This is a genomic window from Bacillus sp. FSL K6-2869, from assembly GCF_040869405.1.
In the GTDB taxonomy this organism is placed as follows: domain Bacteria; phylum Bacillota; class Bacilli; order Bacillales; family Bacillaceae; genus Bacillus; species Bacillus altitudinis.
In genome coordinates this window covers 3,265,808-3,288,176 of record NZ_CP152035.1, presented here as the reverse complement: position 1 = coordinate 3,288,176, position 22,369 = coordinate 3,265,808, and the positions used below count along the sequence as shown (strand labels likewise).

The following is a 22,369-nucleotide window of genomic DNA, read 5'->3' as shown; positions in this document are numbered from 1 at the left end:
TGCAGTTTGGTCGATAAAATGGATAGAATCAAGACAGACTGTAACGGAAAGCGAGAGGAATCCCGTGAAAATTAATCGATATGGAACACAACCAGTAAATCCTTACAAGAAAACATATGAGAAACAAACGTTGCAATCGAATCAAGCAAAATCAACTGACAAAGTCGAAATTTCTAAAAAGGCAATCGAAATGCAAAAGGTGCCGAATATCATGAAAGAACGTCAAGATAAAATAGACCAAATTAAAAAAAGCATTGAAGCCGGAACATATCAAGTAGATACAAAAGGCATTGCAGATAAAATGTTGAATTTTTATAAACAACAATAACAAAAGGGAGTAGCGTGAATGTCAGTAAAAATAATGATTGAAGAACTGCACCGTCTCTACGGATTACATGAACAGCTTCTAAAGTTGTCTAAGAATAAAACAGAAATGCTGAAAAATAATGAGATCGATGCTCTTTCAGAGGTTCTGAACCTTGAGCAAAAATATATTCAGGCCATTTCACAATTAGAAGAAAAGCGGATTGAAGCAGCAGTTCAATTTTTACAAAATGATCAATCGCCAACAATCACCGCATGCATCGAAAAAGCTACAGGAACGGATCAAGAAGAGCTTATTTCGTTATATGAGAAGCTGAATGACATCATGGTGGAACTGAAAGATGTAAACGAACTGAACAAACAGCTTATTCAGCAGTCACTTCAATTTATTTCACTGACATTCGATCTTGTGAATCCTAACAAAGAAAATATGAATTACGGACAAAATGGTCTTGAGAGTTCAAAGCCTAAACAGCATAGGGCTTTGTTTGATTCAAAGGCGTAAACAAGGAGGATATCTATGGGTTCTACATTCATGGGACTAGAAACGGCAAAACGAGGAATCACAGCCCAGCGTGCAGGGCTTTATGTCACATCAAACAACGTATCCAATGCAAATACTGATGGCTACTCAAGACAGAGAGTTACCTTTAAAGCAGAGAATCCATACCCAGTGATTTCTGTTTATGATGGCAAGACATACGGCCAAATGGGGACAGGTGTCCAAGTTGGAACTGTTGAAAGAATTCGAGACAGCTTTTTAGATCTTCAGTATAGAGATCATAACAATAACTTGTCTTATTATGCGACGAAGTCTGATGCTCTTTCACAAATGGAAGGAGTGATGAATGATTTGACAGATGAAGGCTTGAATAGAGCCTTTGATAACCTCTGGAAATCATTACAAGTCTTATCGGAATCGAAAAATGCTGATACTGCTTCAGCCCGTACAGTTGTTAAGACAAGTGCTCAGGCTTTAGTAGATCAATTCCGCCTGCTAAATTCTTCTTTAACAACGATACAAAAGAATTTAAAAACTGAACTCGATTCAACGGCAAAAAATGTGAACACCCTATTAACTCAAATTGATGAAGTGAATAAACAGATTGCAACAGTTGAGCCAAATGGTTATCTTCCCAATGATCTTTATGATACGCGAGACGCTCTTATAGATCAGCTTTCCTCACTTGTTGATATTAAAGTGAGCTACAACCCTTCTGGAGGAAATGCTCTGGAAATTGCTGAAGGAACCGTTAACATTGACATTATCGGTGCAAATGGACAATCTGCTGGAACGATTTTAAATGGCATTACCAATGAAAAATCTGAATTGCAACTTTCCTATGATAATACGACAGGACTTGTTAACTCACTCCAATTTGGAACGACAACCATCGCAGCTGATCAATTACAAGTGAATGGTAAAGTAAAAGCACTTGTTGAGGCGTATGGCTACATGTCTAATGGAGCTGAAAAAGGCATGTACCCGGATATGCTTGCTGAGCTGGATGAAGTAGCAAAAGTATTTATGGATGCTTTTAACGATGTCCATAAGCAAGGGTACACGTTAAATGGCACAAGTGGACAAGACTTTTTCGATATTGAGAATAACAATGATTTGAATAAAGGCTTGGCAGCCCGTATCAAAGTGAGTGACGTGATTTTAGCATCGACAGATAACATTGCTGCATCTCTTAATCAAACGCAAGGTGATGGTTCGAATGCTACGAAATTAGCTAATATTCAAAACTTAAAGCTACCAATCGGCGGAAATACCACAACAATTCAGGATTACTATCAGAATGTCATTGCCGAAATGGGGATACAAGCTAAAAAGAACATGACCCTTGAAAGCAGTTCAGCAGCTCTTGTGAATTCAGCCAATGAACGCAGGATGTCAACTAGTGCTGTATCTATAGATGAAGAAATGACGAACATGATCCAATTTCAGCATGCGTATAATGCAGCAGCAAGAATTATGACGATGCAAGACGAAGTATTAGATAAAATAATAAACGGCATGGGAGTCGTAGGAAGGTAGGCTAACTGATGCGAGTCACGCAAAGTATGATTTCTCAAAATTCACTTCGAAATATTAGTAAAAGTTATGAAAAACTCTCTAAAATTAATGAGCAGGCACAGTCTGGAAAACGTTTCACAAAAACGTCTGATGATCCTGTTGCAGCAGTGAAAAGTCTTCAATATAGTACAGCCATGTTTCGAAATGAGCAATACCAAACTAATTTAAATGAGGCACGAAACTGGATTGATACATCTGAAACAAGTGTCACTGAAATAATTGATATCATGTCAAATATACGAGATAAAGTACTCGATGCGGCCAATGGAACAAAACAGCCAGAAGATTTAGCTGCTATCGGAGTGGAAATTGGTCAGATGAAGAATCAAATCATCGATGCAATGAACACGCAGATGTTAGGTAAGTTTGTTTTTAATGGGACGAATACAAATGTTAAACCAGTTGTAGAGAATGCAGATGGTACGTTTACATTTAACTTTGAAAACTATACAGATGCAAACGTGGTTCAGTCGAACATTTCTGATGGAATCACATTAAATGTGAATTCAAATCCTCTTTCAGCTTTTGGTGGACAATCTGCCAGTGGTCAAAATGTCATTGAAATGCTGACTGATTTAGAAAACTCATTAAAAAATGGAACGTTTACAAATTCAGATGATGCATTAGGAAATATCGATCAGTTTAAAGAAGTGATGAGTGCTGAGCGTTCAGATCTTGGGGCTAGATCCAATCGTATCGACTTAGTCGGGAGCCGTTTGACTTCGCAATTTGAAGTGCTGAAAAAGGCTAAATCAGATGCCGAAGATGTAGAAAGTGAAAAAGCCATTCTTGATCTTCTTCAACAAGAGACTGTGAATAGAGCTGCTTTAGCGACGACAGCTAAAGTGATTCAGCCATCCCTTGTCGATTTCTTAAGATAAGAAAAAGCATCCGTTGGGTGCTTTTTTGCATCATGGAGGTGAACCTATGCAAATCCCTAGATTGTTAATGGAGCAAACTTATGCAAAGCTGCAAATGTCGACAACCCCTTCCAAGCAAGAAGTAGAGCAGCCAAGAGCTGAGCTTGAGATTCAGCAGCCAAGAGCTGTCATGAATATCACAAGGACACCGTCGAAACTAACCATAGATCAAACCGAGGCATTTGCCGATATGGATATTAAGTCGATTTTTAGGCGTTCAGAGGAATGGGCTGCTGAGGGGAAACGTGCGATTGGAGAAGGAATGGGACGTAGAGCGGAAGAAGGAAGTGAACTCATCAAGATCGAGAATGGTGGGAATGCGATTGCTGAGTTTGCGAAAATCAACGGCAGTCCTCCAGCAAAACAATTCAACATCGGTGTGATTCCTTCATTTTTTAGTGTGAAAATTCACTATCAGCCATCTGAACTTAAAATTGATGTGGAGCCGCAAAAAGCTATTATAGAGGCAACACCTCATAAACCAATTGTTAACTACCAGCCAGGTAAAGTTCATATTGATATGTTACAATACCCAGAATTAAAAATAGAAGTTGACGAAACAGGTCAAAATGGTGATAAGGTATAGTTAAGAAAAATGAAAAAGGTCGTGAATTATGATCATTCAAACAAAATACCATGGCGAAGTGACGATTAAAGAGGAGCAAATCATTCACTTCTCTAATGGGATACCAGGATTTCTGGATCAAAAACAATTTGTCATTTTACCTTTATCAGAAGAATCCCCATTTTTAGTTCTTCAATCTTTGAAAAATGCAGAACTAGGCTTTATTGTCAGCAGCCCATTTTTGTTCTTCAATCAATATGAATTTGACTTAGAAGAATCGGTTGTAGACATTCTTGGGGTAGAAGATGCCAATGATGTGGAAGTCATGGTTATTTTAACAATGGGATCTTCTATTGAAAAAACGACAGCCAATTTAAGAGCGCCTATTATTGTGAATCGGAAAAACATGAAAGCCAAGCAGGTCATTTTGCATGATTCAGCCTATCATACAAAACATTTGTTAGAGGTGGCTTCCTCATGTTAGTTCTATCTCGTAAATTAAATCAATCGATTCAAATAGGCGACGATATTGAAGTTAAAATTATTGCGATTGAAGGCGACCAAGTAAAAGTCGGAATTGAGGCTCCTAAGCATATTGATATTCACAGGAAGGAAGTATACCTGTCTATTCAAGAAGAAAACAGCCGTGCTGCTAGCTTGTCCTTCGATCTACTTTCTCAATTATCCTCACAAAAAAAGTGAGGATTTTTTTATCCTATTTGTCTATCCTCCTCCGTGTGAAACCGTAGAAGTACACCATCTATATGAAACTTTAACAAATCGGTCCATCTATATTTAATTTAATAATTCAAAGCCGATATAAAAGATAGATTAAAGCACAGGAGCTGAATAACTATGTCTGTTGGTAAGTTGACTTCGCTAGAGCCACTGATTGATGCATTTCAAACCCGTGTTACGAATCATCAAAATGACAATGCAAACACTGATTTACAAGCAAATGGAAAAGTCGTTTCAAAAGAAGAAATTGAGAAAACGCTTCAAGGAGCAAATAAGTTGATTGAACCTACTCAATTTCATCTTCAATTTGAATTACATGAAAAACTCAATGAATATTATGTCAAAGTCGTAGATAACCAAACCGAAGAAGTCATTAGAGAGATTCCTTCCAAAGAATGGCTTGATTTCTATGCGGCAATGACAGAGATTGTCGGTTTATTTGTCGATAAAAGAATGTAATTGAAGGGAGAACATAAACCATGGTTAATCGAATTACTGGATTTTCAAATGTATTTGATATTGATGAAATCGTCTCAAAGCTAATGAAAACTGAGCAAGCACCACTTGATAAAATGACACGCCAGAAACAAACACTTGAATGGCAAAGAGACAGCTACCGCGAGGTCAATTCAAAGGTCAAAGAATTAGATGATCTCATTGCCAAACTAAATTTAACATTACCAAGTACTTATGGCGCAAAAAAGGTGACAAGCTCAAACGAATCTGCTGTCACAGCAACTGGCTCAACAAATGCTGCCTCTGGCTCAATTAATGTGACCCAACTAGCGACAGCATCCGTATTCAAATCTTCTAGTCCATCTGGATTTACTGCTTCAAACGGTACGTTTACGTTTGAGGTGACGACACCAGATTCTACAACACCTAAAACAGTGACCATTAATACAACTGATACAGATACCCTTGATACAATCGTGACAAAATTGAACAGCTCTCAACTTGGTGTCACGGCTTATAAAGGCCAGATCTTTGATGGAACCAACTACGTAGATACGATCGCTCTGACTTCGCGTACGACTGGTGAAGGTGTCAGTATTAAGGCAGCGGATGGTAATTCTGCTTCATTTTTAACGCAATTAGGCTTCCAAGTGGATGGAGATAATAAATTAGTTGCGACTACTCAAGGGCAGAAAGCGCAATACGAAATTAATGGTCTCAAAATGGAAAATAACAATAATACTTTCACGCAGGCTGGTATCACATATGAGCTGAAAGGAACAACAGATAAGCCTGTCAGCTTGAACGTTTCAACAGATGTCGATGCCATCTTTGATAAAATTAAACAATTTGTTGATAAATACAACGAACTCGTTGAACTGGTCAATGGTAAAGTGAATGAAAAGCGAAATAGAGACTATCAACCATTAACGGCTGAAGAGAAAAAAGCCATGTCTGAAAAAGAAATTGAGTTATGGGAAACAACAGCTAAGTCTGGCTTGCTGAGAAGTGATTCTATTTTACGAGCTGGTGCCTCTAAAATAAGAAGTGATTTTTATGCTGATATTACGACAAGTGATGGGAATAAAATTCACATGACACAAATCGGTATTTCTACTTCATCCTCGTATAAAGATGGCGGGAAGCTTGAATTAATTAATATTAATGGAGTAGAGAAATTAAAAAAAGCCATTGAAGAAGACCCAGACAAGGTAAGGCAAATGTTTATCTCTGGTTCTTTAAATGTTGATTCTAAAGACAAAGACAAAGCACAGCAGCAATATAAAGAACAAGGAATCATCTATCGCGTCAAAAATTCCTTATCAGCCTTCACGAAGAGTATTCAAACAAAAGCTGGTAGTACATCAATGGAGCTAAAAGAATATGGACTTGGTAAGGATTTAGATTCTTTGACAAAACGAATGGATACATTCCAAGACCGTTTAAAAATGGTAGAAGCTCGTTACTACAAAAAGTTTAACGCCATGGATAGTGCGATTCAAAAGCTAAACAACCAATCTGGCTATCTTTCTCAACTGCTTGGACAATAATTGGAGGTTTATAACATATGGCAATTCAGAACCCTTATGCCGCCTATCAGAAAAATTCTATTGAGACCGCAACACCGGCCGAGTTAACGCTTATGCTTTATGAAGGATGCTTAAAGTTTATTAGACTAGCAAAGCATGGCATTCAAAAAGAAGATGCTGAAATGAGAAACTTGAACCTGAAAAAGGCTCAAAACATCATCCAAGAATTAAATGTCACCTTAAATCGTACGTATGATGTATCAAAGAGCATGGCAAGTATGTATGACTACATCTATCGAAGACTGATTGAAGCCAATCTGCAAAATGACGAAGAGATCCTGAATGAAGTAGAGCAATATGTGACTGATTTCCGAGATGCTTGGAAGGAAGTCATTCAAACCGATCGAAAAGGGCGTCACCACTCTATTGGAGGATCTCTATGAGTATTGTGGACCAACTGCACGACCAAACGTTAAAAATGGCAGCGGAAATAGAGGCCAACCCGCAAAGCGAAACACTCGTTGAAGACTTTGATGCTTTTTTAGTTGAGAGAGACGAACTAATGAGAGACATTCAACATGAGCTTTCCGTTCAAGAAAAAGAGAAAATCAAAGAAATCATTCAAACAGATCAACTGATGGCCAAGCAATTAACAGAGATTCAAAATGGGATCAAGGCAGATATTCAAGCCATTCAACGTAAGAAAACAAAACAGCTGAATTATCAAAATCCGTATCAGCCCATGACAAGTGATGGCGTATACTACGATAAACGGAAATAAATAGGTGAGACCTGTGGCGTATCGTTCAGATGACTATATTTTATTAACCACATATTATGACCTTCTATATACGATAGAAGAGAGTCTAAAATATTTAGATGAAATTGAGAAGGATTTCGCTAAAACAGAAGGGGATCGGATCTTTAATGATCTGATCCATGCCTTCTTTCATTTAGAGACAACACATCCGCTTCTGCTTTCGATTATTGAAAATGAGCACTTTGCCAAGACGATTCGATCGTTTGACCAAATTTTTTTAAGTTTCGATATACTAGCTTTCTATACATTCCCTTCAAATCACTTCCAGTCATTCCTTACATCATATTTTATACCTGAATATAGAAAGTGGATGGATGAAATACATGCCTGTATGAGGCCGTATGTCATTCATTAATTTTTGTTCAATTCAGACCATTCGGAGGAATTTATGAGACTAAAAAATCAATTTTTATTTGGGCTTATTGTCATATGTGTATTGTTTGTCAGTATTTTAGGATTTTCTAGTTTTATTTATTACAAAACAGATCAATCGTATAAAGCACTTCTCACCAAAGAAGTAAAGCTGTACCAGACCTCGCTGGAATTAGAGGCACTGCTACAAAAGCAAGAAGCACAAATTAAAACGTATGTGGTTGTTCAAGATGCTGAAAATTTACAGAAGATTGAGCAAACATATGAAGAAATCAATAAGAAAACAGCTGAAGCATCAAAAATGAGCACCGTTAAACAAGCAAAAAATCTGTTAGATCAAATTTCCGAAAAAAATTATCTTTACTACACCTCAACAAATCGATTATTTAATTCATTGAATATGCAAAATCAAAAAGAATTCAACACCCGCCTCAGTCAAGAATTACAACCTATCGAACAAGAAATACATACCTTTACAAAAGAATTTGCTCAAACACAATTGAAACAGCGTGATCAAAAAATCAGTCAGCTCAATGAAGAAAGTAACCAATTATTGCTGACGCTCATTCTCGTTAGCGCAGCGATTATAGTCGGCTTTTTAGTCATTGGCACAAGGTTTGTTCATCGTATGACAAAACCGATTGTCTCTGTCACACATGCAGCAAGAAGAATGGCAGATGGTGACCTCACACTAGAAGAGATTAAAGTAACCTCTAAAAATGAAATTGGCCAGCTCGGTACGGCTTTTAACCAAATGACAGCTCATTTGCGTCAGCTCATCCTACAGGTGCAAAATGGATCAAGGCAATTAGCTGATTCTGCTGCGCAATTTGAAGAAACCATCAGTCAAACCATATCGGCTAGTGAACAGACGTCTAGCTCGATTGAACAGGTCAGTGAAGCTTCACGTGAACAATCGGATGCAGTAGGAAAAGTAGCTTCGGCGATTCAAGAAGTCTCGACTGGTATGCATAATGCGGCTGAACATACGTCTGATGTTTCGGGTCACTCAATTTCAGTGACTGAAAAGGCTGAAGAGGGCGCATCCCTCATTCAACAATTTGTGAAACAAATGAGTTCTATTAAGGAATCTGTGAATGAACATCATTCTACAATGGCCAATGTACAAGTACAGTTTACCGGCATTCAAGGCCTGTTGGGGAATATTCATGCCATTGCAGATCAGACAAATTTACTTGCTTTAAACGCAGCCATTGAAGCAGCAAGGGCTGGGGAACATGGACGAGGTTTTGCGGTTGTTGCAGATGAAGTCAGAAAGCTGGCAGAAGAATCAAGTCAACTGACTGATCAAATTAGTCAGTTACTCGCCAACGTGAACAAAGATACTGAAAGATCGTCTCAATCTATGACGAAAGTGGAACGAGATGTAGCAGAAGGTGTGAAAGTATCGCAATTGTCTGAACAGAGCTTTCAAGAAATTCTGGAATCCATCCGTGATATCTCGATGAAAGCAGAGGAGCTTTCTGCCACGACAGAGCAAATCTCAGCTAGTACAGAAGAAATTTCTCAAACAGTTGGTGTGATAGAAGAAGGAGCCAAGCGAAATTCTGAGGAAACAGAGTACATGTCGGCGGCTGTTGAAGAATCACTAGCGGCGAATGAGGAAATGAAAGCAGCTGCGGAAGATTTAAAATCTTTGTCTCAATCACTGAAAACATCTATTTCATCTTTCAAGATTTAACAGCGCGATGGTCTTTTTCAAGAATCAATCGAATATATATTCATCACCTATCAAGTAAAAGCTGAAGCACCGCAGGATTCGACAAATTTCAATAAAAATTCACATTTTTTTTACGTTTGAGCAGGAGAAAAGGAGGGAAAAGTAGAAATAAGTTTACATATCCTTAATTTTAAAGGAGGCGTTCTTTACATGAATTACAATGTCCGAGGAGAAAACATCGAAGTAACACCTGCACTAAGAGATCATGTCGAGAAAAAAATTGGAAAGTTGGAGCGTTATTTTGAGTCAGATGTTGATGCTTCAGTCAACGTGAACTTGAAATTTTACAACGATCAAGAATCTAAAGTTGAGGTTACAATTCCAATGACTGATCTAGCACTTCGAGCAGAGGTGCATAATGAGGATATGTACAATGCAGTAGACCTAGCAACCAGTAAATTAGAACGTCAAATTAGAAAACATAAAACGAAAGTGAACCGTAAATTCCGTGAGCAAGGTGCGAAAAAGCATTTATTTGCTGGAGGAAACGGTGCGTCCGAAGTAGCAGTTCAAGATGACGAAGAAATTGATGAAACAGAAATCGTCAGACAAAAACGCTTCAATTTAAAACCAATGGATAGCGAAGAGGCCATTCTCCAAATGAACATGTTAGGTCACAGTTTCTTTGTCTTCACAAATGCTGAGACAAATTTGACCAATGTGGTATACCGCCGAAATGACGGTAAATATGGACTCATTGAGCCGAACGCTTAATCATTCGTTCCTTTTGATCCGAAAATGACCTAAAAAAAGTAAACCCGCTCCCTTCATTAGGGGCGGGTTTTTTGTGCTAAATCATTGCAAATTCTTTGGAAATCAAGGAAGGTATGGTATGATAAATGCAGGTAAATATGGACCTGTCAAACTTTTGGACATGCCGAAAAATTGCATGAAATAGAGGAGCGTTATTATATGCTTGGAATCTTAAACAAAGTGTTTGATCCTACGAAACGTACGATCAGCCGATATGAAAAAAAGGCAAATGAAATCGAAGCTCTCGCTCAAGATTTCGAGAAATTATCTGACGAGGCTTTACGAAATAAAACGATCGAATTTAAAGAAAAACTTGAAAAAGGACAATCTGTAGACGACCTTTTGGTTGAAGCATTTGCAACGGTTCGTGAGGCTTCCCGCCGCGTGACAGGAATGTTCCCATTTAAGGTGCAGCTCATGGGGGGGATTGCCCTACATGAAGGGAATATCTCTGAGATGAAAACAGGTGAAGGTAAAACGTTGACATCAACGATGCCTGTTTATTTGAATGCTCTTTCTGGAAAAGGCGTCCACATTGTAACAGTCAACGAATATTTGGCAAGCCGTGATGCAGAGGAAATGGGCAAGATTTTCGAATTTCTTGGATTAACGGTTGGCTTAAACTTAAATAGCTTAGACAAAGATGAAAAAAGAGAAGCGTACGCTGCTGATATCACGTATTCAACAAACAATGAGCTTGGCTTTGATTATTTACGAGATAACATGGTGCTGTATAAAGAGCAAATGGTTCAAAGACCACTTCATTATGCCGTCATCGATGAAGTTGACTCCATCTTAATTGATGAAGCGAGAACACCTCTTATTATTTCTGGACAAGCTGCAAAATCGACGAAACTTTACGTACAAGCAAATGCCTTTGTTCGTACGTTAAAAATAGAAGACGATTTCACTTATGATATTAAAACAAAAAGTGTACAGCTGACTGAAAGCGGAATGACGAAGGCGGAAAAAGCATTTGGCATCGAGAACTTGTTTGATGTCAAACATGTTGCTCTTAACCACCATATCGCGCAGGCTCTTAAGGCGCATGTTGCGATGCAAAAAGACGTTGATTATGTTGTGGAAGATGGTCAAGTCGTCATCGTTGACTCCTTCACAGGACGTTTAATGAAAGGACGTCGCTATAGTGAGGGTCTGCACCAAGCTATTGAAGCAAAAGAAGGTCTTGAAGTGCAGAATGAAAGCATGACACTTGCAACCATTACGTTCCAGAACTACTTCCGTATGTATGAAAAGCTATCTGGTATGACAGGTACAGCGAAAACGGAAGAAGAGGAATTCCGTAACATTTACAATATGCAGGTTGTCACAATCCCAACCAATAAACCGGTTGTGCGTGATGACAGACCTGATTTAATTTACCGTACAATGGATGGCAAATTTAAAGCAGTAGCTGAAGACGTCGCACAGCGTTATATGACAGGACAGCCGGTCCTTGTCGGAACTGTTGCGGTTGAGACATCTGAATTGATTTCAAAACTGCTTAAAAATAAAGGCATCCCTCATCAAGTGTTAAACGCAAAAAACCATGAGCGTGAAGCACAAATTATTGAGGAAGCTGGACAAAAAGGTGCCGTCACAATTGCGACAAACATGGCGGGACGTGGAACAGACATCAAGCTTGGCGAAGGTGTGAAAGAACTAGGCGGTCTTGCTGTTATTGGGACAGAGCGTCATGAATCACGCCGTATCGATAACCAGCTCCGTGGTCGTTCTGGTCGTCAAGGAGACCCAGGAATTACTCAATTCTATCTCTCAATGGAAGATGAATTGATGCGCCGATTTGGTGCAGAGCGGACAATGGCGATGCTTGATCGCTTCGGTATGGATGACTCTACTCCAATTCAAAGTAAAATGGTCTCAAAAGCTGTTGAATCTTCTCAAAAACGTGTTGAGGGGAATAACTTTGATTCGCGTAAGCAGCTTCTGCAATATGATGATGTTCTTCGTCAACAGCGTGAAGTCATTTACAAACAGCGTTTTGAAGTCATCGATTCTGATAACTTGAAATCGATTGTGATCAATATGATTCAATCGTCTATTGAGCGGGCTGTTGGCTCTTATACGCCGAAAGATGAGCTTCCAGAAGAATGGAAACTAGATGGTCTTGTTGAATTAATCAATACGAACTATTTAGATGAAGGTGCCATTACGGTCAAAGATATCTTCGGTAAAGAAGCAGATGAGATCACCGAATTCATCATGGAGCGGATTAAAGAGAAATACGATGCAAAAGAAGAGACATTTGGCGATGAACAAATGCGTGAATTTGAAAAAGTCATCGTTCTTCGTGCAGTAGATTCGAAGTGGATGGATCATATCGATGCAATGGATCAGCTGCGTCAAGGAATCCATTTACGTGCATATGCACAAACCAATCCGCTTCGTGAGTATCAAATGGAAGGATTTGCGATGTTTGAGCATATGGTCGCTTCAATTGAAGATGACGTCGCTAAATATGTGCTAAAATCAGAAATCCAAAACAACCTAGAACGTGAAGAAGTCGTTCAAGGACAAACAACTGCTCATCAGCCTCAAGAAGGCGATGAGGAGAAAACCGTGAAGAAAAAGCCGGTGCGTAAAGTGGTGGATATCGGAAGAAACTCACCGTGTCACTGCGGAAGCGGCAAGAAATATAAAAATTGTCATGGGAAGACAGAATAAGTAATGGAAAGAGGTGAAAACCTCTTTCTATTCATGTCAGCCCCCATACATCTATGAGGTGAAGGATATGGAATTAGTAGAAATTAGACAAGAGCTTGAAAATATGGCTAGCAGGCTAGCTGATTTTAGGGGGTCTCTTTGACCTAGAAACAAAAGAAGTCAAAATCGCAGAGCTTGAAGCGACGATGTCAGAGGCTGATTTTTGGAACGATCAGCAAAAGGCTCAAGGGGTAATCAATGAAGCCAATGCACTAAAGGATTCTGTGAACTCCTATCATGAACTCAGTGAATCGCATGAAGAACTACAAATGACACATGACTTATTAAAGGAAGATTATGACGAGGAGCTTCATGCAGAGCTTGAAAAAGAGCTGAAGAACTTAACGAAGCAGTTTAATGAATTTGAGCTACAGCTTCTTTTAAGCGAACCTTATGACAAAAACAATGCCATTCTTGAGCTTCACCCAGGTGCAGGTGGTACTGAATCACAGGACTGGGGTTCTATGCTACTCAGAATGTACACTCGCTGGGCAGAGCGCAGAGGCTTTAAGGTCGAAACACTTGATTACCTTCCTGGTGATGAAGCGGGAATTAAGTCTGTGACATTACTGATTAAAGGACATAACGCTTATGGTTACTTAAAAGCAGAAAAAGGTGTCCATCGTTTAGTCCGTATTTCTCCATTTGATTCATCAGGCCGTAGACACACCTCTTTCGTTTCCTGTGATGTCATGCCAGAATTTAATGAAGAAATTGATATCGATATTCGTACAGAGGATATTAAGGTGGATACGTATCGTGCAAGTGGTGCAGGGGGTCAGCACGTCAATACGACGGACTCTGCGGTTCGTATCACACACATCCCAACAAATGTCGTCGTGACGTGCCAAACGGAAAGATCCCAAATCAAAAACAGAGAACGTGCAATGAAAATGCTGAAATCTAAGCTTTATCAAAAACGGATCGAAGAACAGCAGGCGGAATTGGATGAAATCAGAGGAGAACAGAAAGAAATTGGCTGGGGAAGCCAAATTCGCTCATATGTTTTCCACCCATATTCTCTTGTGAAAGACCATCGTACCAACACGGAGATGGGAAATGTTCAAGCGGTGATGGATGGAGATTTAGATTCCTTTATCGATGCGTATTTACGTTCAAAATTATCATAAAAACTCGGCTTCTTGCCGGGTTTTTTTAATTGTGAGAAAATATAATGAATATAAAGGAATACATATGCCATACTGACTCTATATCCTTTGTATGATGAAATTAGCAATTAAAGGGGGAAATAATTTGGGATTAAAACCATTACAAGAGACGTGGGATTTAGATGCCTTTTTTAAAGGAGGCAGTTCTTCATCAGAATTTATCACATACTTAGAGCATATACAGCAGCTATTAGATGAGTTACGACAAAAGGTAGATGCCTTTTCAAAAGAAGATACACAAATTGAAAAAAAGTTAACAGCTGTCCTTGAAACGTATGAAATCACATATAAAAAACTAGCGCAAGCAGGTTCATTTGTATCCTGTCTACAATCTCAAAATACAAAGGATATGAAGGCGGGCAGTCTCCGGGGGTCCATTGCCAAGCTGGAAGCTGAATTAGGAACCATACTAGCAGGGTTTGATCAATCACTTGCTGAGATTCCTACTAGCCAGTGGGAAGAATTAATGGATTCAGTCGCTTTTTCAGATGTTCGTTACATATTAAATGAACGAAGAGAACATGTGAAAGATCAACTGCCTGTTGAACAGGAAACACTCATTCAAAAACTAGCAGTAGATGGGTATCATGCGTGGGATGAACTTTATTCTAGCTTGGTGAACAAAATTACCATTCCATTTGAGCAAAATGGTGAAACACAAATGATCTCTGTAGGCCAAGCAGAAAATGCGATGGATGATTCAGATCGTGAAGTAAGAAAAGCCGTGTATCATAATTTAGAACATGCATGGACACAGGATGAACATTTGTTTGCAAGCACACTCAATCATCTCGCTGGTTTTCGTCTACAAGTATATGAAGCAAGAGGATGGGATCATATATTAAAAGAGCCCCTTGATATTTGCCGGATGAAACAAGAGACGCTCGATACTATGTGGTCTGTCATTGATGAACATAAACAGCCATTCATTGATTATTTACAACGTAAAGCTGACATGCTTGGGGTTGATAAACTAAGCTGGTTTGATGTGGGAGCGCCTATTGGAAGTGAGACAAAAACCTATTCTTATCAAGATGCAGCCGCTTTTATTATCAAGCATTTCGCAGGGTTTGGAAAAGAGCTTGCTGCTTTTACTGAAAAAGCTTTTAATGAACGCTGGGTAGAAGCTGAGAATCGCCCAAACAAACGAGTGGGCGGTTTCTGTACGAATTTCCCTGATAGCGGAGAATCACGTATTTTTATGACCTTCTCAGGGACTCCATCCAATGTAGCGACACTAGCACATGAGCTTGGTCATTCGTTCCATCAGGAAGTCATGCAGGATGTTCGGATGTTGAATCGTAAATATGCGATGAATGTAGCTGAAACTGCGTCGACATTCGCAGAAATGATTGTGGCAGATGCTTCATTAAAAGAGGCGGCCAATGAAGAAGAGCGTCTCAGTTTGCTAGAGGATAAGCTGCAGCGCAGTGTGGCATTCTTTATGAATATTCAATCACGCTTCTTATTTGAACAACGTTTTTATGAAGAGCGCAAACAAGGAGAAGTGCCAGCTGACCGCTTGAATGAGTTGATGGTAGAAGCACAGAAAGAAGCCTTTGGCGACTCTTTAGATGAATACCATCCGCATTTCTGGGCGTCTAAACTGCATTTCCATATTACAGGGGTCCCGTTTTATAACTTCCCTTACACTTTCGGGTACATGTTCTCTCTAGGTATTTATGCAAAAGCATTGCAGGCCGGGGCATCATTTGAAGAGAAATATATTGCGCTATTAAAAGATACAGCGTCAATGACTGTAGAAGATTTGGCATATAAGCACCTAGGTGTCGACCTGACTCAAAAAGCATTTTGGGAAGAGGCCATTTCACTGGCTGTGGCAGATGCTGAAGAGTTTTTAGAAGCGACGAAGGCATAAAAAATGAAAAGCTCCCATTACGGGAGCTTTTTTGCTGGTTTTAACCATTCCAGCATCGTCTGAACGATGTCTTTTTGTTGCGTGAGGACTGGAATATCTGCAGGCTGATCCCCTTTTTGTTTGCCATACATGCCAAATTGAGCATGATTACCGCCTTGTATCTCATGGTACACCGTTTGAGAAGGTAGCTGTTTTTTCGATTTTTTGATTTTTTCTTGTGTCGCCAGCCCGTCTTTTTCGCCTGAAATAGATAATACTTGCAAGGAAGCCTGTTTCAAATCATCTGATGCAGGATAGGAGGCAAGGAAAAAGAGGCCGTCCAGCTTGCTTTGATTTTTCTCTGCATACATAGCGGCAGCTGTCCCGCCTAGCGAATGTCCGCCAATGTACCAATGCTTGATGGCTGGATGACTTTTGAGGATATCCTCTGCCTTCTTCGTATTAAAAATCGCGAAGGAAAATGGCATGTCTGGGATAAAGACCGAATAGCCTTTCTTCATCAGCGCATTCCCTAGATAGGCATAAGCAAGAGGTTCAACTTTTGCCCCAGGATATAGAATGATGCCAGTATCGCTTTTTGATGCTTCAAATGAATATACCCCATTTTTATGATCGACCTGCTCAATCTTCATCTGCTTTTTTAACGCTTCCGATGGTCCATATGTAAAGCGGCTCCATGTATAGAAAGCACCAAAAGCTAAGATGATGAGTGCAAGTAATGTAATACCGGTGATCTTCAGTATTTTCTTCATCGTATGTCCCTTCTTTCTCATGTACATATTAAATATACCATCATTTACTCTTCTGCCAAACGGCAAGTACGCTGATCCGGCTGTGTGATAAAGTATTAATCCATTAGCACTGCATTTGGCTGTTATTTACAATCTGAATGAGAGGGCTTAAAATAGGTGTGCATTCAGAAGTAACGGAGGAAGAAAGACATGAAGCAGGAACATTCTCAACTTTGGATTGAAGTGAAAAATTATGTACTTATTTTAATAGGATCAGCCATCGTGGCGGTTGGCTTTAATACGTTATTATTACCAAATCAGATTGCTGCTGGCGGTGTGAGCGGAATCAGTACCATTATGCAGTCATTCGGTTTTGAAGCTGCATATGTACAATGGGGTCTCAATATTCCGCTCTTTATCGCAGGCTTTTATTTATTAGGTGGAACATTTGGGGTAAAAACGCTCGTTGGTTCTGTCTTTTTACCTTTAATGGTGTTCTTAACAAGACACATTGCTCCTGTCACCCATGAAGCACTGCTTGCCGCAATATTTGGCGGTGTAGTGATTGGGATCGGAATTGGGCTCGTTTTCCTCGGCAATGGTTCAACGGGAGGAACGGCTCTTGCGGCCAAAATCATCAATAAATATACAGGGCTGACGTTAGGTACTTGTTTAGCGATGATGGACGGTTTGATTGTTTTGGCGGCCATGACTGTTTTTGGGATTGAAGAAGGACTGTACGCTGTGATCGGAGTGTTCATTTCTAGTAAGACGATTGATGTCGTACAGGCTGGCTTTAGTCACTCGAAGATTGCCATGATTATTACGGGTCATGAGGATGAGGTCAGACAGGCGGTGTTTGATCAAATTGATCGTGGTGTAACGAAGATTTCAGCAGTAGGTGGGTACACCGACCATGACCGGCCTATTTTAATGTGTGTGGTAGGGCAGTCACAATTCACAAAGTTGAAACAAGTGGTAAAAGCGATCGATGCATCAGCGTTTGTCATCGTCATGGATGCAAAAGAGGTGCTGGGTGAGGGTTTTAAAAGGGCGTAAACAAGGATATAATAACGTTGACCAAATGATTGTAAGGGAGGAAAATACATGAAAAAGAGCGGATTAACGCTTCTTTTTTTCGCTATGCTTTTTGTACTTGCGGCCTGTGGAGGAAATTCAAGCAGCAGTGACAAAGAAGGCAGTAAAAGTGCTTCAAATGTGAGCAGTGGTGAAGAGATTTATCAGCAAAACTGTATTGGCTGTCATGGAAAAGACTTATCTGGCGGAGGCGGTCCAAGTCTGAAAGAAGTCGGAAAGAAATATAATGAAAGCCAAATTGCAGATATTGCCCAGAACGGTAAAGGATCTATGCCAAGTGGAATGGTAGATGAAAAACAAGCAAAAGAAGTCGCCAAATGGCTTGCAGAGAAAAAATAAAACCTTTGTCTAATCGACAAGGTTTTTTTATTTTCTATTTGTAGAAAAAGACTTTTGGATAGTATGAAAACGTATTATATTAAATTTTATTTAAAAAATAAGGGTAAAAAGACACGTTTTTCGGTTTTGATTGCTCTATTTACCTTTTATTTATAAGTTTTGAAATATAAATGTAATACCATTGCGTCGATTCATGACGTATAATTGGAGTTGTTGAAATTTAGACGATTCAATTTTTTCATCTTTTTGGATGAAAAGGACATAAATTGCTTGTGCGTATCGAAGGGTATGTGCGTGACCATACATAACGTTTTTTGACGAGAAGTGTCAGAACATCATGATAAGCTGTTTGACAGCGAATAAGAAAAGATTAGGTGATTACATGATTGAAATGAAGGAAGTCTATAAGATCTATCCTAATGGTGTAAAGGCGATCAATGGAATCAATGTCTCTATCCATCCAGGAGAGTTTGTGTATGTTGTTGGTCCCAGTGGCGCTGGTAAATCCACGTTCATTAAAATGATGTATCGTGAAGAGAAGCCAACAAAAGGGAAAATCTTAATTAATAACAAAGATTTAGGCTCGATGAAGGAAAAAGAAATTCCTTATGTGAGAAGAGAAATTGGCGTAGTATTCCAAGATTTCAAACTACTTCCAAGTCTTACGGTCTTTGAGAACGTGGCATTTGCTCTTGAAGTCATTGGTGAACAGCCAAGTATTATTAAGAAAAAAGTGCTTGAGGTACTTGATTTGGTGCAATTAAAGCACAAAGCTCGTCAATTTCCAGATCAGCTTTCCGGCGGTGAACAGCAGCGTGTATCGATCGCTCGTTCGATCGTCAATCATCCTGAGGTTGTCATTGCAGACGAACCGACAGGAAACCTTGATCCAGATACTTCATGGGAAATCATGAAGACACTCGAAGAGATTAATAACCGCGGAACAACAGTTGTCATGGCGACACACAACAAAGAGATTGTAAACAGCATGAAGAAACGCGTCATCGCAATCGAAGATGGAATGATTGTGCGTGACGAAGCAAGAGGGGAGTACGGAATTTATGATTAAAACTCTCTCGCGGCATTTACGTGAGAGCTTCCGTTCACTTGGAAGAAACACGTGGATGACATTTGCATCAATTAGTGCGGTTACTGTCACATTGATTTTAGTTGGGGTTTTTCTTGTCATTATGCTCAACTTGAATAACATGGCATCGAACGCTGAGAAAGAAGTAGAAGTAAAAGTTCTCATCGATTTAACTGCGAATCAAAAGCAGCAGGATGAATTAAAAGCAGAAATTGAGAAGATTCCTGAAATCAGTGATGTGAAATATTCATCCAAGGATGATGAACTAAAAGCACTGATTAAAAGCTTTGGTGAAAATGGACAATCTATGGGACTGGTTGATCAAGAAAATCCATTAAATGATGCGTTTATTGTGAAAACAACAGATCCCCACGATACACCAAAAGTAGCGAAAAAATTAGAAAACCTAAAAGGGACGTATAAAGTCACTTATGGAAAAGAAGAGGTCAGCCGACTCTTTAATGTTGTCGGAGTGGCACGTAATGTCGGCATCGCACTTATTATTGGGCTTTTATTTACAGCGATGTTCTTGATTTCCAATACGATCAAAATTACGATTTTTGCTAGACGTAAAGAAATTGAGATTATGAAACTAGTAGGTGCAACGAACTGGTTTATCCGCTGGCCGTTCTTCATCGAAGGATTACTACTTGGTGTATTTGGCTCGATTATACCAATCGCTGTATTGCTTGGCACATATCATTATGCTGTCGGCTGGGTGGCGCCAAGGGTACAAGGTTCATTTATTTCAATGCTTCCATACAATCCGTTTGTCTATCAAGTATCACTGATCCTTCTATTGATCGGTGCCATTATCGGTGTGTGGGGAAGTTTAACGTCCATCCGTAAATTCTTGAAAGTATAAATCTATTTATATTGATGGCAGCACTCGAAGATTCTATAGAAGGTGTGACCGGTTGATCCAATTCATCCGGTCGACTCTTTATGCAGGCAGTTGTCATGGGAGGGGAATATCGTTTTGAAAAGAAAGCTGATGATGGCTGGAATGGCAGCGTTTATTGGAACAACGTGGCTATACATTCCAGGGAACGAAAATCGTGCATTCGCATACGAAGACCTAGATCAAAAACGTCAACAAATTGAAGAGAAAACATCGAAGACTGAATCAACCTTGAAGAAAAAGAAATCAGAACTGGCAAAGCTTGAAAAGAAAGAATCAAAGCTAAAGCAAGAAATTGAAAAAATTGACCAAAAAGTAAGTGCCGCAACTGAAAAAGTCGCTGAAAAAGAAAAAGAGGTCAAACAGACGAAACAAGAGATCAAAAAACTAAAAAAAGAGATTGAAGTCATCAACGAGCGAATTGAAAAGAGAAAAGCGATTTTCAAAGATCGAATTCGTTCTATGCAAAAAAGTGGCGGTACAATCAACTATTTAGATGTGCTGCTAGGTGCTCGTAGCTTTAGTGATTTTGTCAGTCGTGTGGGAGCTGTTACAACCATCGTCGAAGCAGATAAAGACATGATTACAGAACACGAAAATGATTTGGAGCTAGTAGAGCAAAAAGAAGCAGAGCTAAATAAACAGCTAAGTGGACTTGAAACATCTTTGAAAGAGCTTGAAACGTTGAAAAAGGACCTATCTAAGAAGTATAAGGAAAAAGGGAAAATCCTAGGTGATGTGACAGATAAAAAGAAACATGCACATGATGAGCTGGGCAATCTCGAAAATGAACAAGAAATTTTAGCGAATCAAAAAGCGGCGGTAAAGTCTGAAGAGGCACGCCGTCAAAAAGAAGAAGCGAAGAAAGCAGAACAAGCAGCTGCTGAAAAAAGTGCACCTGCACCAAGTGGAGGATCTGATCAAGTGTCAGATACACCAGCAAGTAGCTCAGGTTTCATTAAGCCAGCTGCAGGCCGTTTCTCATCAGGCTTTGGCGGACGTTCTGGCGGACAGCACTACGGATTAGATATCGCTGCAAAGGGCACTGTATCTGTCGTTGCAGCCGCATCTGGAACAGTCACGAACTCAAGCTATTCGACGAGCTATGGGAATGTGGTGTTCATTACACATAACATCAATGGCCAAACGTATCAAACGGTATACGCTCATCTTTCAACAAGAAGTGTGTCAACAGGTCAAAGAGTCGAGCAAGGTCAATTCCTTGGATATATGGGGAACACAGGTCAATCAGATGGCCAGCATCTTCATTTTGAAATTCATAAAGGATTATGGAATGGCGCGAAATCAAATGCAGTCAATCCAGCGCAATATATCCGCTGACAAAAAGCCGATAACAGCATGTTATCGGCTTTTTTCATGTAGATGAAGTTAAAATAACAGCAGTAATCCGGCAATAATAGGTGTTAAAAGCACAGCGGATTTTAAGAGAGGTTTCGGCGCAAGGCGTGTAAATTTTGCCCCAATAAAAGCCCCTAATACGGTACCGATTAAGATCTGAACGAGCAGGATAAAGTCAACATAGCCTTCTGAAATATAACCAATTCCACCGCCAATAGAGATTGGAATAATCACTAGCATCGTTGTGCCAACAGCTTGTCTAATAGACAGCTTCAGCAAAATCAAAAGCCCCACTTGAATAAATGGTGCTGATCCGATACCGAACATCCCTGAAAGCATCCCTGATACAAGGCCTAATATAATGCCCCTGATCAGCAATTGGCGTGAAGAAAGCGGCTGCTGCTCAGCATCTTCTTTTAGGACAAACAATTTGATCATCATAAAAACAGCAGATAAAAAGAGCATACCAGCTGTTAAATAGTGCAGGCTATCCTCTGGAATAAAAGGAGCCACTTTTGCTCCGGCAAATGAAGCAATACAAGCTAGTGCACCGACAATCAAACCTGATTTGAGCTGGATATTTCCTTCTCGGTAGTGGCTGTATGCACCAGATAAAGTCGTAAATGCCATAGCAGCTAAAGATGTTCCAAGTGCAGTATGGATTGGTACATCAAAGATTAACGTCAGCAATGCGATGACAAAACCAGCCCCGCCAGCTCCTACAAACCCTAGTAAAATTCCTAATAAAAGCATCGTCAATATAATATACATAGCGAAGACTCCT

The 22,369-nt window shown here is 39.6% G+C and carries 24 protein-coding genes; 22 read left to right on the top strand and 2 right to left on the bottom strand.

All coding sequences use genetic code 11. From position 1 onward, the window contains the following. Window positions 1-64 precede the first annotated feature (64 nt). The 17 genes from flgM (at window position 65) to MHI58_RS16965 (ending at window position 16,070) form a co-directional block, all read left to right on the top strand. A complete protein-coding gene (gene flgM / locus MHI58_RS17045; protein WP_003213252.1) occupies window positions 65-328 on the top strand; it encodes a flagellar biosynthesis anti-sigma factor FlgM in 264 nt (87 codons plus the stop codon). Window positions 329-346: 18 nt separating this feature from the next. Then, window positions 347-829 (top strand): flagellar protein FlgN, encoded by a 483-nt coding sequence (locus MHI58_RS17040; protein WP_039169793.1) that lies wholly within the window; start codon window positions 347-349, stop codon window positions 827-829. Between the two features lie 15 nt (window positions 830-844). Then, entirely contained in the window at window positions 845-2,365 is a 1,521-nt protein-coding gene (gene flgK, locus MHI58_RS17035) for a flagellar hook-associated protein FlgK (protein WP_024719239.1), read from the top strand. An 8-nt stretch (window positions 2,366-2,373) separates the two neighbouring features. Then, a complete protein-coding gene (flgL, locus tag MHI58_RS17030; RefSeq protein ID WP_008348257.1) occupies window positions 2,374-3,285 on the top strand; it encodes a flagellar hook-associated protein FlgL in 912 nt (303 codons plus the stop codon). 46 nt (window positions 3,286-3,331) lie between these two features. Then, window positions 3,332-3,910 (top strand): DUF6470 family protein, encoded by a 579-nt coding sequence (locus tag MHI58_RS17025; RefSeq protein WP_024719238.1) that lies wholly within the window; start codon window positions 3,332-3,334, stop codon window positions 3,908-3,910. A 28-nt stretch (window positions 3,911-3,938) separates the two neighbouring features. Next, window positions 3,939-4,373, top strand: a complete 435-nt coding sequence (fliW, locus tag MHI58_RS17020) for a flagellar assembly protein FliW (protein WP_025208061.1) — start codon at window positions 3,939-3,941, stop codon at window positions 4,371-4,373. After that, entirely contained in the window at window positions 4,367-4,591 is a 225-nt protein-coding gene (gene csrA, locus MHI58_RS17015; RefSeq protein ID WP_008348252.1) for a carbon storage regulator CsrA, read from the top strand. Before fliW ends, csrA begins: the two co-directional genes overlap by 7 nt. Before the next feature lie 153 nt (window positions 4,592-4,744). Then, window positions 4,745-5,086: a flagellar protein FlaG gene (gene flaG, locus MHI58_RS17010; RefSeq protein ID WP_007499987.1), complete on the top strand. Its 342-nt coding sequence runs from the start codon at window positions 4,745-4,747 to the stop codon at window positions 5,084-5,086. Between the two features lie 20 nt (window positions 5,087-5,106). After that, window positions 5,107-6,633, top strand: coding sequence for a flagellar hook-associated protein 2 (locus tag MHI58_RS17005; RefSeq protein WP_045033978.1), 1,527 nt, complete (start codon window positions 5,107-5,109; stop codon window positions 6,631-6,633). 17 nt (window positions 6,634-6,650) lie between these two features. Then, window positions 6,651-7,055, top strand: a complete 405-nt coding sequence (gene fliS / locus MHI58_RS17000) for a flagellar export chaperone FliS (protein WP_008348247.1) — start codon at window positions 6,651-6,653, stop codon at window positions 7,053-7,055. Continuing rightward, complete coding sequence (locus MHI58_RS16995) at window positions 7,052-7,393, top strand: flagellar protein FliT (protein WP_008348246.1); 342 nt, start codon at window positions 7,052-7,054, stop codon at window positions 7,391-7,393. The genes fliS and MHI58_RS16995 overlap by 4 nt, the downstream gene beginning before the upstream one ends. Before the next feature lie 13 nt (window positions 7,394-7,406). Further along, window positions 7,407-7,787 (top strand): hypothetical protein, encoded by a 381-nt coding sequence (locus MHI58_RS16990; RefSeq protein WP_008348244.1) that lies wholly within the window; start codon window positions 7,407-7,409, stop codon window positions 7,785-7,787. 33 nt (window positions 7,788-7,820) lie between these two features. Continuing rightward, on the top strand, window positions 7,821-9,506 hold the full coding sequence (locus tag MHI58_RS16985; RefSeq protein WP_045033979.1) for a methyl-accepting chemotaxis protein: 1,686 nt from the start codon (window positions 7,821-7,823) through the stop codon (window positions 9,504-9,506). A gap of 189 nt (window positions 9,507-9,695) precedes the next feature. Further along, the gene (gene raiA / locus MHI58_RS16980; protein WP_007499992.1) at window positions 9,696-10,259 is read left to right on the top strand and encodes a ribosome-associated translation inhibitor RaiA; all 564 of its coding nucleotides are present in this window, start codon (window positions 9,696-9,698) and stop codon (window positions 10,257-10,259) included. 198 nt (window positions 10,260-10,457) lie between these two features. Next, window positions 10,458-12,983, top strand: a complete 2,526-nt coding sequence (secA, locus tag MHI58_RS16975) for a preprotein translocase subunit SecA (protein WP_039169779.1) — start codon at window positions 10,458-10,460, stop codon at window positions 12,981-12,983. Between the two features lie 67 nt (window positions 12,984-13,050). Beyond that, window positions 13,051-14,152 (top strand): peptide chain release factor 2 gene (gene prfB / locus MHI58_RS16970; protein ID WP_096881918.1). Its coding sequence is split into 2 segments (ribosomal slippage): window positions 13,051-13,122 and window positions 13,124-14,152, totalling 1,101 coding nucleotides; the frame shifts between segments, so codons are not numbered across the junction. 124 nt (window positions 14,153-14,276) lie between these two features. Continuing rightward, window positions 14,277-16,070 carry a M3 family oligoendopeptidase gene (locus tag MHI58_RS16965; protein ID WP_045033980.1) on the top strand — a complete coding sequence of 598 codons (1,794 nt, stop codon included), beginning with the start codon at window positions 14,277-14,279 and terminating at the stop codon, window positions 16,068-16,070. Window positions 16,071-16,087: 17 nt separating this feature from the next. Here the strand turns inward: MHI58_RS16965 and MHI58_RS16960 are convergent, their stop codons facing one another. Next, entirely contained in the window at window positions 16,088-16,822 is a 735-nt protein-coding gene (locus tag MHI58_RS16960) for an alpha/beta family hydrolase (RefSeq protein ID WP_045033981.1), read from the bottom strand. A gap of 189 nt (window positions 16,823-17,011) precedes the next feature. On the opposite strand from MHI58_RS16960, the gene MHI58_RS16955 reads away from it, so the two are divergent. The 5 genes from MHI58_RS16955 (at window position 17,012) to MHI58_RS16935 (ending at window position 21,567) form a co-directional block, all read left to right on the top strand. Beyond that, entirely contained in the window at window positions 17,012-17,860 is an 849-nt protein-coding gene (locus MHI58_RS16955) for a YitT family protein (protein ID WP_045033982.1), read from the top strand. A gap of 48 nt (window positions 17,861-17,908) precedes the next feature. Continuing rightward, window positions 17,909-18,238 carry a cytochrome c551 gene (gene cccB / locus MHI58_RS16950; RefSeq protein WP_045033983.1) on the top strand — a complete coding sequence of 110 codons (330 nt, stop codon included), beginning with the start codon at window positions 17,909-17,911 and terminating at the stop codon, window positions 18,236-18,238. Window positions 18,239-18,620: 382 nt separating this feature from the next. Next, entirely contained in the window at window positions 18,621-19,307 is a 687-nt protein-coding gene (gene ftsE / locus MHI58_RS16945) for a cell division ATP-binding protein FtsE (RefSeq protein WP_008348229.1), read from the top strand. Then, on the top strand, window positions 19,300-20,190 hold the full coding sequence (gene ftsX / locus MHI58_RS16940; RefSeq protein ID WP_025208057.1) for a permease-like cell division protein FtsX: 891 nt from the start codon (window positions 19,300-19,302) through the stop codon (window positions 20,188-20,190). The genes ftsE and ftsX overlap by 8 nt, the downstream gene beginning before the upstream one ends. A gap of 114 nt (window positions 20,191-20,304) precedes the next feature. Further along, window positions 20,305-21,567 carry a murein hydrolase activator EnvC gene (locus MHI58_RS16935; RefSeq protein WP_045033984.1) on the top strand — a complete coding sequence of 421 codons (1,263 nt, stop codon included), beginning with the start codon at window positions 20,305-20,307 and terminating at the stop codon, window positions 21,565-21,567. 48 nt (window positions 21,568-21,615) lie between these two features. Here the strand turns inward: MHI58_RS16935 and MHI58_RS16930 are convergent, their stop codons facing one another. Further along, window positions 21,616-22,356 (bottom strand): sulfite exporter TauE/SafE family protein, encoded by a 741-nt coding sequence (locus tag MHI58_RS16930; protein ID WP_017368130.1) that lies wholly within the window; start codon window positions 22,354-22,356, stop codon window positions 21,616-21,618. Window positions 22,357-22,369: the final 13 nt, after the last annotated feature.

Coding starts and splice junctions, on each gene's coding strand:
- raiA (WP_007499992.1), top strand. CDS start 9,696: ATGAATTACAATGTCCGAGGAGAAAACATCGAAGTAACACCTGCACTA.
- MHI58_RS17025 (WP_024719238.1), top strand. CDS start 3,332: ATGCAAATCCCTAGATTGTTAATGGAGCAAACTTATGCAAAGCTGCAA.
- csrA (WP_008348252.1), top strand. CDS start 4,367: ATGTTAGTTCTATCTCGTAAATTAAATCAATCGATTCAAATAGGCGAC.
- MHI58_RS16955 (WP_045033982.1), top strand. CDS start 17,012: ATGAAGCAGGAACATTCTCAACTTTGGATTGAAGTGAAAAATTATGTA.
- MHI58_RS17040 (WP_039169793.1), top strand. CDS start 347: ATGTCAGTAAAAATAATGATTGAAGAACTGCACCGTCTCTACGGATTA.
- flgK (WP_024719239.1), top strand. CDS start 845: ATGGGTTCTACATTCATGGGACTAGAAACGGCAAAACGAGGAATCACA.
- MHI58_RS17005 (WP_045033978.1), top strand. CDS start 5,107: ATGGTTAATCGAATTACTGGATTTTCAAATGTATTTGATATTGATGAA.
- ftsX (WP_025208057.1), top strand. CDS start 19,300: ATGATTAAAACTCTCTCGCGGCATTTACGTGAGAGCTTCCGTTCACTT.
- ftsE (WP_008348229.1), top strand. CDS start 18,621: ATGATTGAAATGAAGGAAGTCTATAAGATCTATCCTAATGGTGTAAAG.
- fliS (WP_008348247.1), top strand. CDS start 6,651: ATGGCAATTCAGAACCCTTATGCCGCCTATCAGAAAAATTCTATTGAG.
- MHI58_RS16930 (WP_017368130.1), bottom strand. CDS start 22,356: ATGTATATTATATTGACGATGCTTTTATTAGGAATTTTACTAGGGTTT.
- fliW (WP_025208061.1), top strand. CDS start 3,939: ATGATCATTCAAACAAAATACCATGGCGAAGTGACGATTAAAGAGGAG.
- secA (WP_039169779.1), top strand. CDS start 10,458: ATGCTTGGAATCTTAAACAAAGTGTTTGATCCTACGAAACGTACGATC.
- cccB (WP_045033983.1), top strand. CDS start 17,909: ATGAAAAAGAGCGGATTAACGCTTCTTTTTTTCGCTATGCTTTTTGTA.
- MHI58_RS16985 (WP_045033979.1), top strand. CDS start 7,821: ATGAGACTAAAAAATCAATTTTTATTTGGGCTTATTGTCATATGTGTA.
- flaG (WP_007499987.1), top strand. CDS start 4,745: ATGTCTGTTGGTAAGTTGACTTCGCTAGAGCCACTGATTGATGCATTT.
- MHI58_RS16995 (WP_008348246.1), top strand. CDS start 7,052: ATGAGTATTGTGGACCAACTGCACGACCAAACGTTAAAAATGGCAGCG.
- flgL (WP_008348257.1), top strand. CDS start 2,374: ATGCGAGTCACGCAAAGTATGATTTCTCAAAATTCACTTCGAAATATT.
- MHI58_RS16960 (WP_045033981.1), bottom strand. CDS start 16,822: ATGAAGAAAATACTGAAGATCACCGGTATTACATTACTTGCACTCATC.